Origin of the sequence: Enterobacter sp. AG326, from assembly GCF_004362415.1 — a bacterium.
Lineage (GTDB): Bacteria > Pseudomonadota > Gammaproteobacteria > Enterobacterales > Enterobacteriaceae > Enterobacter > Enterobacter asburiae.
Map to the genome: position 1 here is coordinate 425,305 of NZ_SNXG01000002.1, position 17,037 is coordinate 442,341.

Sequence of the window (17,037 nt, forward strand, 5' to 3'; positions counted from 1 at the left end):
AAGCGAGGGTCCCAAACGGCGGCGGGGCAACAGGCAGAAGCTACTCTGCGGCATAATTATAACACCCTCACAAAAAATATGCGGAAAACATTTAGGCATTGGGCATAAAGAGCGTTCCCGGTATCCAGAAGTCGCGCGGGAGCTTCTCCTGACGGCTGGCATCCAGTTGTTCGATGTACTGGCGTCGCGGAATTTCAACCGCACCCAGGGAGGCCGTATGCTCGTTGAGCACCTGACAATCGATCAGGCGTCCGCCGCGCTGAGCAAACGCCTCGCAGAAGACCAGCAGCGCGGTTTTCGAGGCGTTAACCGCACGAGAGAACATCGACTCGCCGCAAAACAGCGTCCCCTGCGCCACGCCGTACATGCCGCCGACGAGCGCTCCGCCTTCCCACACCTCTATGGAGTGGGCGTAGCCAAGCTCATGGAGCTGGTGGTAGGCGGTAATGATATCGCGGGTTATCCATGTCCCTTCATAGCGGTCTTCAGCGCAGCCTTCAATGACCTGACCAAAAGCGTGGTTGAGGGTGACGCGATAGGGTGATTTCGCATGGAAACGCTTCATGCTGCGGCTCACGTGAAACTGCGCTGGCCACAGCACGGCGCGCGGATCGGGGGACCACCATAAAATCGGATCGCCGGGGGAAAACCAGGGGAAGATACCGCGCTGGTACGCCATTAATAGCCGCGCGGGACTGAGGTCACCACCAAGGGCCAGCAGCCCGTTGGGCTCACGCAGCGCCCCTTCCGGAGAAGGGAACGCGATGTTATGACGAGAAAGCTGGACCAGGCGCATGACAGCAAAACTCCAGTACGCGAGTAAGGACGCTACAAATATAGTCTACAGACGCTGTTTAAACTGGTAGTAGCGACCCTGTTTCGCCAACAGCTCTGCGTGACTACCTTGCTCAATAATGTGTCCGTTGTCCATCACAATTATCTGATCAAAACTAGCCAGTCCGCGCAGGCGGTGTGTGACCATCAGCACGGTTTTGCCGGCCATGACATTCGCCAGTAAATCAAGGATTTGGCTCTCAGTCGTGGCGTCCAGCCCTTCGGTGGGTTCGTCGAGTAGCATCAGCGGCGCATCGTGCAGCAGCGCGCGCGCAATGGCCAGACGGCGCAGCTCGCCGCCGGAGAGCTGACGGCCGCCTTCGCCCAGCCAGCCGTTCAGCCCGTCGTCCTCAAGCAGTTTTTGCAGTCCGACCTGCTCCAGCACGGCGCGAAGCGCATCATCAGAGGCCCCTGGCGCGGCCAGCAGCAGGTTATCACGCAGGGTGGCGCTAAACAGATGCACGCGCTGCGGAACGACGCTCACCGTCTTGCGCAGGGCCTGCTCGCTGAAATCGGTCAGCAACGTGTTATTAAAACGAATATGACCGCGCTGCGGATCCCAGGCGCGGGTCAGCAACTGCAGCAGCGTCGATTTACCGCAGCCGGTACGGCCGAGGATCGCAATCCGCTGTCCTGCCTTAACAGAAAGGTTGATACCTTCCAGCGCGTTCTGCGCCTGCTTGTCGTAGGCGAAGGTGACATCTTCAAGCGTCAGCGCAACCTGCTCTGGTACAGCGGTTTGCCCGGCACTGAACGTAACTTCGGGCTCCTGCTCCGCAATCTGGGTGATGCGCAGGGCAGAGGCGATCACCTGACCCAGATGCTGGAAGGCGCCCGTCACCGGGGCCAGCGCTTCAAACGCCGCCAGCGCGCAGAAGACGAAAAGGGCAATAAGAGGACCCGGCTGTGAATTTCCCCCGACATCGCCGGAAGCCAGCCACAGCATGGCAATCACCGCCACGCCGCCGATTAACATCATCAGCGCCTGAGAGAAGGCCGTCAGCTCCGACTGGCGGCGCTGGGCCTCATGCCAGTTAAGCTCCGTACTTTCCATTCGCGCACGGTAGCGCTTGCTGGCGCCAAAAATCGTCAGCTCTGCCTGCCCCTGAAGCCAGGAGGTGAGCTGCTGGCGGTAGTCCCCGCGCAGGCGCGTCAGGTTTTCCCCGGTGGATTTCCCGGCGCGGTAAAACAGCGGCGGCAGAATGATGAGCGTCAGCAGCATGATCCCGCCCAGCGTCAGCGCAACGGGAACATCCAGAACAGACAGCCCCAGCGTGACTACCACAATCACCACAAACGCGCCCACGATCGGGGAAATCACGCGCAGGTAAAGGTGATCCAGCGTGTCGACATCCGCAACAACACGGTTAAGTAATTCACCCTGACGAAAACGCGCCAGCCCGGCAGGGGAGAGGGGCTGCAGTTTGCTGAAGGTGTAGATGCGCAGATGCTGCAGCACGCGGAAAGTGGCGTCGTGGCTGACCAGCCGTTCGAAATAGCGTCCGGCAGTCCGCGTGATGGCGGTACCGCGAACACCGGCAGCCGGGAGCATATAGTTGAAGCTGTATAAACCGGCAAAGCCCGCGACGGCCGAGGCCGACAGGAACCAGCCGGAAAGCGTGAGCAGGCCAATGCTGGCGAGCAGCGTGACAATCGCCAGCACAATCCCCAGCGTCAGCATCCATTTGTGGCGTTTATAGAGCGCAAGATAAGGCAGCAGAGCACGCATCAGATGTCCTCCTGACGGTTCGCCAGCAGGGCGGCAAACGGTCCCTGCGCGGCAACGAGAGAGGCGTAATCGCCTTGCTCAACAATACGGCCGTTCTCCATGACCCAGATCTGGTCCCAGTCGGCAATCCCCTCAAGCTGATGGGTAACCATCAGGGTGGTTTGCTGCCGGGAGGCGGCGTTCAGGGCCTCCATTACGCGCTGCTCGCTGTGGGCGTCCAGGCTGGAAGCGGGCTCATCCAGCAGCATCAGCTGGCATGGATTAAGCAGTGCGCGGGCAACGGCTACGCGCTGCGCCTGTCCGACCGACAGCCCGGCGGATTGATCGCCGACCACGGTATCTACCCCCTGCGGAAGCAGCGGCAGAAACTCGCTGACCCAGGCGCGGTCGAGCACCGATTGCAGTTCATCTTCACGCGCGTCCGGGCGCGCCAGCAGAACGTTTTCACGCAGCGTAGAGGCTGGAAGCTGTGGGTTTTGTCCTACCCAACTGAGCTGTTTACGCCAGGCGTCAGGATCGAGGTTGCGCAGTTCGGTTTTGTTGATCCGCAGTGAACCCGTGTAGGCCATAAAACCGGATAGCGCATTCAGCAGAGAACTTTTCCCGGAACCGCTGGTGCCGACGAGCACCACCCGTTGTCCGGCAGGTAAGGTAAAGTTCAGCGGACCCGCGAGCACTTTGCCTTCCGGTGACAGAATAGAAAAGTCCTGCGCTTCAATGGTCACGGGGTCTTTAGCATTCAGCGTCACGTCCCCCCGCTCCGGGTGAGCCAGCGGCGTTTCAAGGAACGTTTTCAGGCTATCGGCTGCGCCAACCGCCTGCGCTTTGGCGTGATAGAAGGTTCCCAGATCGCGAAGCGGCTGGAAAAACTCCGGGGCCAGGATCAGCGCCAGGAAACCGGCAGAAAGGGTCACCGCCGTGCCGTAATGGCCGAAATCCAGCGCGCCAAGGTAGGAGAAGCCAAAGTAGACCGCCACGAGGGCAATCGACAGTGAGGTAAAGAATTCCAGTACGCCGGAAGACAGGAAGGCGAGGCGTAACACTTCCATGGTGCGCTGACGGAAGTCCTGCGATGCCTGGCGAATATTTTCGGTTTCCGCTTCACCGCGGCCAAAAATGCGTAACGTCTCCATGCCGCGCAGACGATCGAGGAAATGGCCGCTCAGGCGACCCAGTGCCAGGAAGTTACGGCGGTTGGCATCCGCTGCCCCCATGCCGACCAGCGCCATAAACAGCGGGATCAGCGGGGCGGTGCCCATCAGAATCAGCGCAGCCATCCAGTTCACCGGGAAGATGGCGATTACGATCAGCAGCGGAAAGAAGACGGCAAGGGCCATTTGCGGCAGATAGCGCGCATAGTAGTCGTGCATATCGTCAATCTGCTCAAGGATCAGCGTCGCCCAGCTACCGGCCGGTTTACCCTGGATCCACGCGGGCCCGGCTTCCTGAAGGCGATCCAGCACCTGACGGCGGATCTCGTAGCGGATATGCTGTCCGGCGTGAAAACCGACGCGCTCACGCAGCCACACCACCCAGGCGCGCAGGATAAAAATCAGGATCAGGACAATAAAGGGCAGCAACAGCGCTTCGCGCGGGATGTTCTCCATGATCATGTGATTAAGAATGCGGGCCAGCAGCCATGCCTGGGCAACAATCAACAGACCGCTAACGAATCCCAGGAGACGGGAAATCGTAAGCCAGCGGCGGGAAATAACGCTTTGCTGTTTCAGCCAGCGTGTTAACTCTTGTTGACGGGTTTTTTCCATTGCGTACTTTGCAGGTGACGTTATTAGAAATTGGGCAGCGCAATGTTACAACGGGGAGACAATAAAGGCGACTTATCGCCGCCTTTATTTACGTTTGTTACTGACTTGTAAAGATTATTTACCTTGTTCAGCCAGTCCATCGAGGTAGCGTTCAGCGTCCAGAGCGGCCATACAGCCGGTGCCCGCAGAGGTAATCGCCTGACGATAAATGTGGTCCATCACGTCGCCAGCCGCGAACACGCCCGGGATGCTGGTCTGGGTCGCATTACCGTGAATGCCGGACTGCACTTTGATGTAGCCGTTTTCCAGCTCCAGCTGACCGTCGAAGATTGCGGTGTTCGGGCTGTGGCCGATCGCCACAAACAGACCCGCCACTTCAAGCGTTTCGACGTTATCGGTGTTCTGGGTATCACGGATACGCAGACCGGCAACGCCCATCTGGTCGCCCGTCACCTCTTCCAGGGTACGGTTGGTATGCAGCACGATGTTGCCGCTTGCCACTTTATCCATCAGGCGTTTGATCAGGATCTTCTCCGCGCGGAAGGTTTCGCGACGGTGGATCAGGTGCACTTCAGAGGCAATGTTCGCCAGGTAGAGCGCTTCTTCCACTGCGGTGTTGCCGCCGCCGATGACCGCGACTTTCTGATTACGGTAGAAGAAACCGTCACAGGTTGCGCAGGCAGAGACGCCGCGGCCTTTGAATGCTTCTTCGGATGGCAGACCGAGGTAACGGGCAGAGGCGCCGGTGGCGACGATCAGCGCATCACAGGTGTATTCGCCGCTGTCGCCCGTCAGGCGGAACGGACGGTTCTGCAGATCGACCTTATTGATGTGGTCGAACAGAATTTCAGTTTCGAATTTAGCGGCATGCTCGTGCATACGTTCCATCAGCAGCGGCCCGGTCAGGTCGTTCGGGTCCCCTGGCCAGTTTTCCACTTCGGTGGTGGTGGTCAGCTGACCGCCTTTTTCCATACCGGTGATGAGTACCGGGTGCAGGTTAGCGCGTGCAGCATAGACCGCTGCGGTATATCCCGCAGGTCCAGAACCAAGGATTAGCAGCTTACTGTGTTTGGCCGTGCCCATGAGATCCCCATTGTTGTTGGCAGACATTTGGCTGGATTGTAGGGAATTTGTTGTCGTAAAAAAAGAGCGCAGCAATTTTGATATCAATCTGTGTAATAGCCACGGACGATGAGTGGCGCGCTATAACATCACGCTTTCGCCTGAAAACCGGTCGTTTGTAAGGCAATAAAATGAGGATTAATACCCTGCCGTAATGAATATCCGGCATGTTGTACTAAAAAACGATGTTTTGCTTTGACAATCCCCTGCGCTTTTGCGAAAACATTCAAGGAAGAAAAAAAAACCGCGTTAACCGTATGCCGCATAGGCATGCACGTAAATGCCATTTTTACCGGGTCAGTGAAATCTACGCATGGCGTGGACAGACGCCATACGTGATGTCGGTGACTGCCTTCGGGCAACGGTCTTCTTACCAACAGAACCCGAATCCGCATCGCGTCTAATACAAAACCAGGCGATGTGATGACTAACGGGTACAGGCTCTGAACAGTGATGTGCACAGGGTCCAGGCAGGAGTAGGGAAGGAATACAGAGAGACAATAATAATGGTAGATAGCAAGAAGCGCCCTGGCAAAGATCTCGACCGTATCGATCGTAACATTCTTAATGAATTGCAAAAGGATGGGCGTATTTCCAACGTCGAGCTTTCAAAACGTGTGGGACTTTCCCCGACGCCGTGCCTTGAGCGTGTGCGCCGACTGGAAAGACAGGGTTTCATTCAGGGCTATACTGCTCTGCTGAACCCGCATTATCTGGATGCCTCACTTCTGGTATTTGTTGAGATTACTCTGAATCGTGGTGCGCCGGATGTGTTTGAGCAATTTAACGCCGCTGTACAAAAACTTGAAGAAATTCAAGAGTGTCACCTGGTGTCCGGTGATTTCGACTACCTGTTGAAAACCCGTGTGCCTGATATGTCCGCCTACCGTAAGCTGCTGGGGGAAACCCTGCTGCGTCTGCCAGGCGTGAACGACACCCGTACGTATGTGGTGATGGAAGAGGTCAAACAGAGCAATCGTCTGGTTATTAAGACGCGCTAACACGGAACAGGTGCAAAATCAGCGTAGTTTGATTACACTCCTGTTAATCCATACAGCAACAGTGCCGGGGAGTCCCGGCGCTGTTGTCCGTTTTAGCAAAAAGGCAGGATATGCCTGATACCTGGAGAGCCTTTTTTGAGCCAGGAATACACTGAAGACAAAGAAGTCACACTATCGAAGCTAAGCAGCGGACGTCGTCTCCTCGAGGCTTTGCTGATTGTTATTGCCCTTTTTGCCGTCTGGCTGATGGCAGCCTTACTCAGTTTCAACCCCTCAGATCCCAGCTGGTCACAAACTGCATGGCATGAGCCTATCCATAATTTAGGCGGTGTCCCCGGTGCCTGGCTGGCGGACACGCTGTTCTTCATTTTCGGTGTGATGGCCTACACCCTTCCCGTCATTATCATTGGCGGATGCTGGTTTGCGTGGCGTCATCGTCAGAACGATGATTACATCGACTATTTTGCCGTGTCGCTGCGCCTGATTGGCGCGCTGGCGCTGATCCTCACCTCGTGCGGGCTGGCGGCAATCAATGCGGATGATATCTGGTACTTCGCCTCTGGCGGGGTGATCGGCAGTTTACTCAGTTCTGCGCTGCAGCCGATGCTGCACAGCAGCGGCGGCACGCTGGCGCTGCTGTGTATCTGGGCGGCCGGGCTGACGCTGTTTACCGGCTGGTCCTGGGTGAGCATTGCCGAGAAGATCGGAAGTTTTATCCTCACCATTCTGACTTTCGCCAGCAACCGTACTCGCCGTGACGATACGTGGGTTGATGAAGAAGAATACGAAGATGAAGAGGAAGATGACGCGCCTGTGAAGCGTCGCGAGTCTCGTCGTGCGCGTATTCTGCGCGGCGCGCTGGCCCGTCGTCAGCGTGTTGCTGAGAAATTTGCCAACCCGCTGGGTCGTAAAACCGATGCGGCGCTCTTCTCCGGTAAACGCATGGATGAAGACGAGCAGGTAGCGTATCGCGCGGCGGGTGTCGCCGTCGATCCTGACGATGTGCTCTTCTCCGGCAGCCGGGCCACTCCGGGTGACTTCGACGAATACGATCCGCTGTTAAATGGCCATTCGGTTACCGAGCCGGTTGCGGCCGCCGCAGCCGCGACGACCGCTGCGCAGGCGTATGCCGCGCCTGTCGACGCCGTGATGCCATCCGCGCCGGTTTCGCCACCGGAATCCGTTATTCAGCAGCCTCAGGTTGACTGGCAGACTGCGCCAGGCGTTCACACGCCGGAGCCGGTTATCGCGCCTGAACCTGAAAGCTACATCCCTGTGCAGCAGGAGCAGTGGCAGCAGCCCGCGTATGAACCGCAAGATTACCCGCACTATGAACAGCCTGTGGCCCAACCTTATCAGGAGTATGTGCCTGAGCCGGTTGAACCTGTGCAGCTTTATGTAGAGCCGCAGCCTGAACCTGAAATCGTGGAAGAGGTAAAACCCTCTCGTCCACCGATGTACTATTTTGAAGAAGTTGAAGAGCGTCGTGCGCGTGAACGCGAGCAGCTGGCGGCCTGGTACCAGCCTGTGCCTGAACCGGTGCAGGAGCCGGTGACGAAAGCGCCTTCTGTTTCCGTTCCACCGATCGACCCGACGCCTGCAGTCGCACCCGTAGCGGAAAGCTTGAAGCAGGCTACCGCGGCCGCTGCCGTAGCTGCACCTGTCTTTAGCCTGGCAACCGGGGGCACGCCACGTCCTCAGGTGAAGGAGGGGATTGGTCCGCAACTGCCTCGCCCTAACCGCGTTCGCGTTCCAACCCGCCGTGAGCTTGCCTCTTATGGCATCAAGCTGCCTTCCCAGCGTATGGCCGAAGAGAAAGCGCGCGAGCCTGAGTACGAAGATGACGCCGATGAAATGCAGCAGGACGAGCTGGCCCGTCAGTTCGCTGCGCAGCAGAATCAGCGCTACGGTGAAGAATATCAGCACGATGAACCTATGCTGGAAGACGAAGAGGACGCGGCTGAAGCAGAACTGGCGCGCCAGTTCGCCGCCACCCAGCAGCAGCGCTATTCCGGTGAGCAACCGGCTGGCGCAAATCCGTTCTCGCTGTCTGATTTTGAATTCTCGCCAATGAAGGATCTGGTGGATGATGGCCCGAGCGAGCCTTTATTTACCCCGAGCGTGATGCCGGAAGCGGAGCCTGTGCGCCAGCAGCCAGCACCACAAGCCTACGTGCAGCCGCAGCAGCCTGTTCAGCAGCCGTATGCGCAGCCGCATCAACCTGTTCAGCAACCGCAGCAGCCACCACAGTTCCAGCAGCCTGCGCCTCAGCCGCAGGAAAGTCTGATTCACCCGCTGCTGATGCGTAACGGTGACAGCCGTCCGCTGCAGCGTCCAAGCACGCCGCTGCCGTCTCTGGATCTGTTAACGCCGCCGCCGTCAGAAGTGGAGCCGGTTGATACCTTCGCGCTTGAGCAGATGGCGCGTCTGGTGGAAGCGCGTCTGGCTGACTTCCGCATCAAGGCGGACGTGGTGAACTACTCCCCGGGTCCTGTTATCACCCGTTTTGAACTGAACCTGGCGCCTGGCGTTAAAGCCGCGCGTATTTCCAACCTGTCCCGCGACCTGGCGCGTTCTCTGTCGACCGTTGCGGTGCGTGTGGTGGAAGTGATCCCAGGCAAGCCTTACGTTGGCCTCGAGCTGCCGAACAAGAAACGTCAGACCGTCTACCTGCGTGAAGTGCTGGATAACACCAAGTTCCGCGATAACCCGTCCCCGCTGACCGTGGTGCTGGGTAAAGATATCGCGGGCGATCCGGTGGTGGCAGATCTCGCCAAAATGCCTCACCTGCTGGTCGCGGGTACTACCGGTTCCGGTAAGTCTGTCGGGGTGAACGCCATGATCCTCAGCATGCTCTATAAAGCGCAGCCGGAAGATGTGCGTTTCATCATGATCGACCCGAAAATGCTCGAACTGTCGGTCTACGAAGGCATCCCACATCTGCTGACCGAAGTGGTTACCGACATGAAGGACGCCGCCAACGCCTTGCGCTGGAGCGTCAACGAGATGGAACGCCGCTACAAGCTGATGTCTGCGTTGGGCGTGCGTAACCTGGCCGGCTATAACGAGAAAATTGCCCAGGCTGTGCGCATGGGACGTCCAATCCCGGATCCTTACTGGAAGCCGGGTGACAGCATGGATGCCCAGCATCCGGTGCTGGAAAAACTGCCTTATATCGTCGTGCTGGTCGATGAATTTGCTGACCTGATGATGACCGTCGGTAAGAAAGTGGAAGAGCTGATTGCCCGTCTGGCGCAGAAAGCGCGTGCGGCCGGTATTCACCTTGTGCTCGCGACCCAGCGTCCTTCCGTGGACGTTATCACCGGTCTTATCAAAGCGAACATCCCGACGCGTATCGCCTTTACCGTATCCAGTAAAATTGACTCACGTACCATTCTTGATCAGGGCGGCGCAGAGTCGCTGCTGGGTATGGGTGATATGCTCTATTCCGGCCCGAACTCCACCTCTCCGGTGCGTGTCCACGGTGCGTTCGTCCGCGATGAGGAAGTACACGCCGTCGTGCAGGACTGGAAGGCGCGCGGTCGTCCGCAATACGTTGACGGTATTACCAGCGACACGGAAAGCGAAGGCGGCGGCGGTGGCTTCGACGGCGGCGAAGAGCTGGATCCGTTATTCGATCAGGCGGTTAACTTCGTTACCGAAAAACGCAAAGCGTCCATCTCAGGCGTGCAGCGTCAGTTCCGCATCGGCTATAACCGCGCGGCGCGCATCATTGAGCAGATGGAAGCGCAGGGCATTGTGAGCGAGCAGGGGCATAACGGTAACCGCGAGGTGCTGGCGCCGCCGCCGTTTGATTAACCTTCAGCGATTGCAAAGAAGGGTAAATCAGCCAAAATTAAGCATTTTCTTCTGTCGCCTGCCTTCGGGCAGGTCCAGAATAGAAGACGGAAACCCCATATCGGGAAGACGTATTTTAAGGAATAACAATGAAAAAAATCGCCATCGCCTGTGCATTACTCACCAGTTTTGTCGCCAGCAGCGTCTGGGCTGATGCAGCCAGCGACCTTAAAAGCCGACTGGATAAAGTAAGCAGCTTCCACGCCAGCTTCACGCAAAAAGTGACGGACGGCAGCGGCAACGCGGTGCAGGAAGGTCAGGGAGATTTGTGGGTAAAACGCCCGAATCTGTTCAACTGGCACATGACCCAGCCGGATGAAAGCATCCTGGTCTCTGACGGTAAAACCTTATGGTTCTTCAACCCGTTCGTTGAGCAGGCAACGGCGACCTGGCTGAAAGATGCCACCAGCAATACACCGTTTATGCTGATTGCCCGTAACCAGTCCAGCGACTGGCAGCAGTACAATATTAAACAGACGGGTGACGAGTTTGTCCTGACGCCGAAAGGCAGCAACGGCAACCTGAAGCAGTTCACCATTAACGTAAGCACCAACGGTACCATTAATCAGTTCGGCGCGGTTGAGCAGGACGATCAGCGCAGCAGCTACCAGCTTAAATCTCAGCAGAACGGCGCCGTTGATGCATCGAAATTCACCTTTACCCCGCCGCAGGGCGTAACGGTGGACGACCAACGCAATAAGTAAGAGGCGTGAGTGGGCAATCTGTCGCTCGATTTTTCAGATAACGCGTTTCAACCTCTGGCCGCTCGTATGCGGCCAGAAAATTTAGCGCAGTACATCGGCCAGCAGCACCTGCTGGCTGCCGGTAAGCCATTGCCGCGCGCCATTGAGGCCGGGCATCTTCACTCCATGATTCTCTGGGGCCCCCCTGGCACCGGCAAGACCACGCTTGCAGAAGTGATCGCCCGCTATGCCAACGCGGACGTTGAACGCATTTCGGCGGTCACCTCCGGCGTGAAGGAGATCCGTGAGGCGATCGAGCGTGCGCGGCAGAACCGCAATGCCGGACGGCGCACCATCCTCTTCGTGGACGAAGTCCACCGCTTCAACAAGAGCCAGCAGGATGCCTTCCTGCCGCATATTGAAGACGGCACGATCTTCTTCATCGGTGCGACCACCGAAAACCCATCGTTTGAACTGAACTCGGCGCTGCTATCCCGCGCGCGCGTTTACCTGCTCAAATCGCTGACCACCGAGGATATCGAAAAGGTTCTCACCCAGGCGATGGACGACAAAGCGCGCGGCTACGGCGGGCAGGATATCGTTCTGCCTGACGACACGCGTCGTGCGATCGCCGAGCTGGTCAACGGCGATGCGCGTCGTGCGCTGAATACGCTGGAAATGATGGCCGATATGGCCGAAGTCGACGATGCCGGGAAGCGGGTGCTGAAGCAGGAACTGCTCACCGAAATTGCGGGTGAACGCAGCGCGCGTTTCGATAACAAAGGCGACCGTTTTTACGACCTGATCTCGGCGCTGCATAAGTCCGTGCGCGGCAGCGCGCCAGATGCGGCGCTTTACTGGTACGCGCGCATTATCACTGCGGGTGGCGATCCTTTATATGTCGCGCGTCGCTGTCTGGCGATTGCGTCAGAAGATGTCGGCAATGCCGATCCTCGCGCCATGCAGGTCGCGCTGTCGGCCTGGGACTGCTTCACCCGCGTTGGACCTGCGGAAGGCGAACGTGCCATTGCGCAGGCGATTGTGTATCTGGCCTGCGCGCCGAAAAGTAATGCAGTTTATACCGCTTTCAAAGCGGCGATGTCAGACGCGCGTGAACGCCCGGACTACGATGTGCCGGTTCATCTGCGTAACGCGCCGACTAAACTGATGAAAGAGATGGGGTATGGGCAGGAGTATCGTTACGCTCATGATGAACCCAACGCCTACGCTGCCGGAGAGGAATATTTCCCGCAGGAGATGGCACAAACGCGCTATTATCACCCCACAAACAGAGGTCTTGAAGGCAAGATTGGTGAAAAGCTCACCTGGCTCGCCGGACAGGATCAAAATAGCCCTATAAAACGCTACCGTTAGTTCAATCGTTGCGGTAATGTTGGCAATGTATCCTTGTGGCCGCAGGCTGTGGTCACATTTTCCTATTTTAATTCGATAAGCACAGGATAAGCATGCTCGATCCCAATCTGCTGCGTAATGAGCCAGACGCAGTCGCTGAAAAACTGGCACGCCGGGGCTTTAAGCTGGATGTAGATAAGCTGCGCGCTCTTGAAGAGCGTCGTAAAGTACTGCAGGTACAAACTGAAAATCTGCAGGCAGAGCGTAACTCTCGATCGAAATCCATCGGCCAGGCGAAAGCGCGCGGGGAAGATATTGAGCCATTACGCCTGGAAGTGAACAAACTGGGTGAAGAACTGGATCAGGCGAAAGCTGAGCTGGACGTTCTTCAGGCCGAGATTCGTGATATTGCCCTGGCTATCCCGAATATTCCTGACGACAGCGTGCCTGTCGGCAAAGATGAAAACGACAACGTTGAAGTGAAACGCTGGGGTACGCCTCGTGAGTTTGACTTCGAAGTGCGCGATCACGTGACGCTGGGCGAAATGCACGCGGGCCTGGACTTTGCGGCAGCGGTTAAGCTGACCGGCTCCCGTTTTGTGGTGCTGAAAGGCCAGATTGCCCATCTGCACCGCGCGCTGGCGCAGTTCATGCTGGATCTGCACACCGAGCAGCATGGCTACAGCGAAACCTACGTGCCGTATCTGGTCAACCACGATACGCTGTACGGTACGGGTCAGCTGCCGAAATTTGCAGGCGACCTGTTCCATACCCGTCCGCTGGACGAGGAAGCAGACAGCAGCAACTACGCGCTGATCCCAACCGCTGAAGTGCCGCTGACTAACCTCGTGCGTGATGAGATCATCGATGAAGACGACCTGCCAATTAAGCTGACGGCACACTCTCCGTGCTTCCGTTCTGAAGCAGGTTCTTACGGTCGCGACACGCGCGGTCTGATCCGTATGCACCAGTTCGACAAAGTTGAGATGGTGCAGATCGTCCGTCCCGAAGAGTCCATGGACGCGCTGGAAGAGATGACCGGCCACGCTGAAAAAGTGCTGGAGCTGCTGGGTCTGCCGTACCGTCGTATGGCCCTGTGCACCGGTGATATGGGCTTTGGCGCCTGCAAAACCTTCGATCTGGAAGTGTGGGTGCCTGCGCAGAACACCTACCGTGAAATCTCCTCCTGCTCTAACGTCTGGGATTTCCAGGCGCGTCGTATGCAGGCACGCTGCCGCAGCAAATCTGACAAGAAAACCCGTCTGGTGCATACCCTGAACGGTTCTGGTCTGGCTGTGGGCCGTACGCTGGTTGCCGTGCTGGAAAACTATCAGCAGGCAGACGGTCGTATTGAGATCCCTGAAGTGTTGCGTCCATACATGAAAGGCCAGCAGTACATCGGCTAATTCTTTGCCTCACAACAAAAAAGCGCCTTTAGGCGCTTTTTTTATGCCGCTGAATTGACACGACGCAATACCCCCTCCCTCTAAAGTAGTAATACTCCTCCGAATGAAAGTCAGTATAAAAAGCTGATTACGTAAAAATTCGTTGTATATAAAACTACATAGCGGTTTGCGCCGCCACTCTTTTCTTTGTGAGCAACCAAAGTGAGTCTCTATGAAAATCAACGCGCCTGAAGCATTAATGGCTGCCGAGGTCACTCGCCGTGGGTTGATGAAAACCACGGCAATAGGCGGCCTGGCCGTAGCCAGCAGCGCTTTCACGCTCCCTTTTACCCGACTGGCTTCAGCGGCGGATGCATTATCCCCCGCTTCAGCTCCGGAAAAAGTGGTGTGGAGTGCCTGTACCGTTAACTGCGGTAGCCGTTGTCCGCTGCGTATGCACGTGGTGGATGGCGAAATTAAATATGTCGAAACCGACAATACCGGGGACGATAACTATGAAGGGTTACATCAGGTTCGCGCCTGTCTGCGCGGCCGCTCCATGCGTCGTCGCGTGTATAATCCGGACCGCCTGAAATATCCGATGAAGCGCGTCGGTAAGCGTGGGGAAGGGAAGTTCGAGCGCATTAGCTGGGACGAAGCCTACGACATCATCGCCACCAATATGCAGCGCCTTATCAAAGAGTACGGCAACGAATCCATCTACCTGAACTACGGCACCGGGACGCTCGGCGGCACGCTGACCCGCTCCTGGCCGCCGGGAAAAACGCTGGTGGCGCGCCTGATGAACTGCTGCGGCGGTTATCTTAATCACTACGGCGACTACTCATCGGCGCAGATTGCTGCTGGCCTGAACTACACATACGGCGGCTGGGCGGACGGCAACAGCCCGTCCGATATCGAAAACAGTAAGCTGGTCGTGCTGTTTGGTAACAACCCGGGCGAAACCCGCATGAGCGGCGGCGGGGTAACCTACTACCTGGAACAGGCCCGCGCAAAATCCAATGCCCGCATGATCATCATCGATCCGCGCTATACCGACACCGGCGCCGGACGTGAAGACGAGTGGATCCCAATCCGTCCGGGTACCGATGCGGCATTAGTGTCAGCGCTGGCATGGGTGATGATCACTGAAAACCTCGTCGATCAGGCTTTCCTGGATAAATACTGCGTCGGCTATGACGAGAAAACCCTGCCAGCCAGCGCGCCTGCAAATGGCCATTACAAGGCCTATATTCTCGGTCAGGGCAGCGACGGCGTGGCGAAAACGCCCGAGTGGGCGTCCACCATCACCGGTATTCCGGCCGAGCGTATCGTTCAGCTGGCGCGCGAGATTGGCTCGGCCAAACCGGCCTATATCAGCCAGGGCTGGGGACCGCAGCGCCATGCGAACGGCGAAATCGCGACCCGTGCCATCTCCATGCTCTCCATTCTAACCGGCAACGTCGGTATTCACGGCGGTAACACCGGCGCGCGTGAAGGCTCGTATGAAGTGCCGTTTGAACGTATGCCGACGCTGGATAACCCTGTTCAGACCAGCATCTCCATGTTTATGTGGACCGATGCGATCGAACGCGGCCCGGAAATGACCGCCCTGCGCGACGGCGTGCGCGGCAAGGACAAGCTGGACGTGCCAATCAAGATGATCTGGAACTATGCCGGTAACTGTCTCATCAACCAGCACTCCGAAATAAACCGCACCCATGAAATCCTGCAGGATGATAAGAAGTGCGAGATGATTGTGGTGATCGACTGCCACATGACCTCCTCGGCGAAATACGCCGATATCCTGCTGCCGGACTGCACCGCCTCTGAGCAGATGGATTTCGCGCTGGACGCCTCCTGCGGCAACATGTCCTACGTGATTTTTACGGATCAGGCCATCAAACCGCGCTTCGAGTGCAAAACCATCTATGAGATGACCTCTGAGCTGGCGAAACGTCTTGGCGTTGAGCAGCAGTTTACCGAGGGGCGTACACAGGAAGGGTGGATGCGCCATCTGCATGAACTCTCCCGTAAGGCGGTCCCTGACCTGCCTGATTTCGATACCTTCCGCAAGCAGGGTATGTACAAACAGCGCGATCCGGAAGGGCACCACGTGGCGTACAAAGCGTTCCGTGAAGATCCGCAGGCGAACCCGCTGACCACGCCGTCGGGCAAAATCGAAATCTACTCCGAAGAGCTGGCAAAAATCGCGTCGACCTGGGAGCTGCCGGAAGGGGACGTTATCGATCCGCTGCCAATCTACACGCCGGGTTTTGAGAACTACAACGATCCGCTGACGGCGAAATTCCCGCTGCAGCTGACCGGTTTCCACTACAAAGCGCGCGTGCACTCCACCTACGGCAACGTCGACGTACTTAAGGCCGCCTGCCGTCAGGAGATGTGGATCAACCCGATGGATGCCAAAGCACGCGGCATCAGCAATGGCGATCGCGTGCGTATCTTCAACGGGCGCGGCGAGGTGCACATTGAAGCCAAAGTGACGCCGCGCATGATGCCAGGCGTGGTGGCGCTGGGGGAAGGGGCCTGGTACAGCCCTGATGCCAACCGCATCGACCAGGCGGGCAGTATTAACGTGCTGACCACGCAGCGTCCGTCGCCGCTGGCGAAGGGCAACCCATCCCACACAAACCTTGTCCAGGTTGAAAAGGTTTAAGGAGTAGCCGATGACAACCCAGTATGGATTTTTTATTGATTCCAGCCGTTGCACCGGGTGCAAAACCTGCGAGCTGGCCTGTAAAGATTACAAAGACCTGACTCCTGACGTCAGCTTCCGACGCATCTACGAATACGCCGGGGGCGACTGGCAGGAAGATAAGGGCGTCTGGCATCAGAACGTCTTTGCCTATTACCTGTCGATTGCCTGCAACCACTGTGAAGATCCGGCCTGCACCAAGGTCTGCCCGAGCGGGGCGATGCACAAGCGTGAAGACGGCTTTGTGGTGGTGGATGAAGATGTCTGCATCGGCTGTCGGTACTGCCACATGGCGTGCCCGTACGGCGCGCCGCAGTACAACGCCGCCAAAGGTCATATGACCAAATGCGACGGTTGCCACACCCGCGTGGCGGATGGCAAAAAGCCGATTTGCGTCGAGTCCTGCCCGCTGCGCGCGCTGGACTTCGGCCCGATTGAAGAGCTGCGTCAAAAACATGGTCAGCTTGCCGCAGTGGCGCCGCTGCCGTCTGCGCACTTCACGAAGCCGAGCATTGTGATTAAACCTAACGCCAACAGCCGTCCTACTGGTGACACCACCGGCTACCTGGCAAACCCGAAGGAGGTGTGAG

11 protein-coding genes are annotated in these 17,037 nt (G+C 57.5%); 7 read left to right on the plus strand and 4 right to left on the minus strand.

Features of this window, described 5'->3' with window-relative positions; all coding sequences use genetic code 11:
- Nucleotides 1-91: 91 nt before the first annotated feature.
- From aat to trxB, 4 genes are all read right to left on the minus strand, one after another.
- Nucleotides 92-796, minus strand: a complete 705-nt coding sequence (aat, locus tag DFO52_RS09020; protein WP_029739486.1) for a leucyl/phenylalanyl-tRNA--protein transferase — start codon at nt 794-796, stop codon at nt 92-94.
- Nucleotides 797-841: 45 nt separating this feature from the next.
- Nucleotides 842-2,563 (minus strand): cysteine/glutathione ABC transporter ATP-binding protein/permease CydC, encoded by a 1,722-nt coding sequence (gene cydC / locus DFO52_RS09025; RefSeq protein ID WP_133550180.1) that lies wholly within the window; start codon nt 2,561-2,563, stop codon nt 842-844.
- On the minus strand, nt 2,563-4,329 hold the full coding sequence (gene cydD / locus DFO52_RS09030; protein WP_133550183.1) for a cysteine/glutathione ABC transporter permease/ATP-binding protein CydD: 1,767 nt from the start codon (nt 4,327-4,329) through the stop codon (nt 2,563-2,565). Before cydD ends, cydC begins: the two co-directional genes overlap by 1 nt.
- A 114-nt stretch (nt 4,330-4,443) precedes the next feature.
- Nucleotides 4,444-5,412, minus strand: coding sequence for a thioredoxin-disulfide reductase (gene trxB, locus DFO52_RS09035; RefSeq protein WP_023616696.1), 969 nt, complete (start codon nt 5,410-5,412; stop codon nt 4,444-4,446).
- Between the two features lie 545 nt (nt 5,413-5,957).
- On the opposite strand from trxB, the gene lrp reads away from it, so the two are divergent.
- The 7 genes from lrp (at nt 5,958) to DFO52_RS09075 (ending at nt 17,036) form a co-directional block, all read left to right on the plus strand.
- Nucleotides 5,958-6,452, plus strand: coding sequence for a leucine-responsive transcriptional regulator Lrp (gene lrp / locus DFO52_RS09045; RefSeq protein WP_000228469.1), 495 nt, complete (start codon nt 5,958-5,960; stop codon nt 6,450-6,452).
- Between the two features lie 135 nt (nt 6,453-6,587).
- A complete protein-coding gene (locus DFO52_RS09050) occupies nt 6,588-10,271 on the plus strand; it encodes a DNA translocase FtsK 4TM domain-containing protein (RefSeq protein ID WP_133550185.1) in 3,684 nt (1,227 codons plus the stop codon).
- A gap of 128 nt (nt 10,272-10,399) precedes the next feature.
- Nucleotides 10,400-11,014 carry an outer membrane lipoprotein chaperone LolA gene (lolA, locus tag DFO52_RS09055; RefSeq protein WP_023310983.1) on the plus strand — a complete coding sequence of 205 codons (615 nt, stop codon included), beginning with the start codon at nt 10,400-10,402 and terminating at the stop codon, nt 11,012-11,014.
- A 9-nt stretch (nt 11,015-11,023) separates the two neighbouring features.
- Complete coding sequence (rarA, locus tag DFO52_RS09060; RefSeq protein ID WP_029739490.1) at nt 11,024-12,367, plus strand: replication-associated recombination protein RarA; 1,344 nt, start codon at nt 11,024-11,026, stop codon at nt 12,365-12,367.
- A 92-nt stretch (nt 12,368-12,459) separates the two neighbouring features.
- Nucleotides 12,460-13,752 carry a serine--tRNA ligase gene (gene serS / locus DFO52_RS09065; protein WP_133550187.1) on the plus strand — a complete coding sequence of 431 codons (1,293 nt, stop codon included), beginning with the start codon at nt 12,460-12,462 and terminating at the stop codon, nt 13,750-13,752.
- Between the two features lie 211 nt (nt 13,753-13,963).
- Nucleotides 13,964-16,408 carry a dimethylsulfoxide reductase subunit A gene (gene dmsA / locus DFO52_RS09070; RefSeq protein ID WP_133550190.1) on the plus strand — a complete coding sequence of 815 codons (2,445 nt, stop codon included), beginning with the start codon at nt 13,964-13,966 and terminating at the stop codon, nt 16,406-16,408.
- A gap of 10 nt (nt 16,409-16,418) precedes the next feature.
- Nucleotides 16,419-17,036: a DMSO/selenate family reductase complex B subunit gene (locus DFO52_RS09075; protein WP_133550192.1), complete on the plus strand. Its 618-nt coding sequence runs from the start codon at nt 16,419-16,421 to the stop codon at nt 17,034-17,036.
- Nucleotide 17,037: the final 1 nt, after the last annotated feature.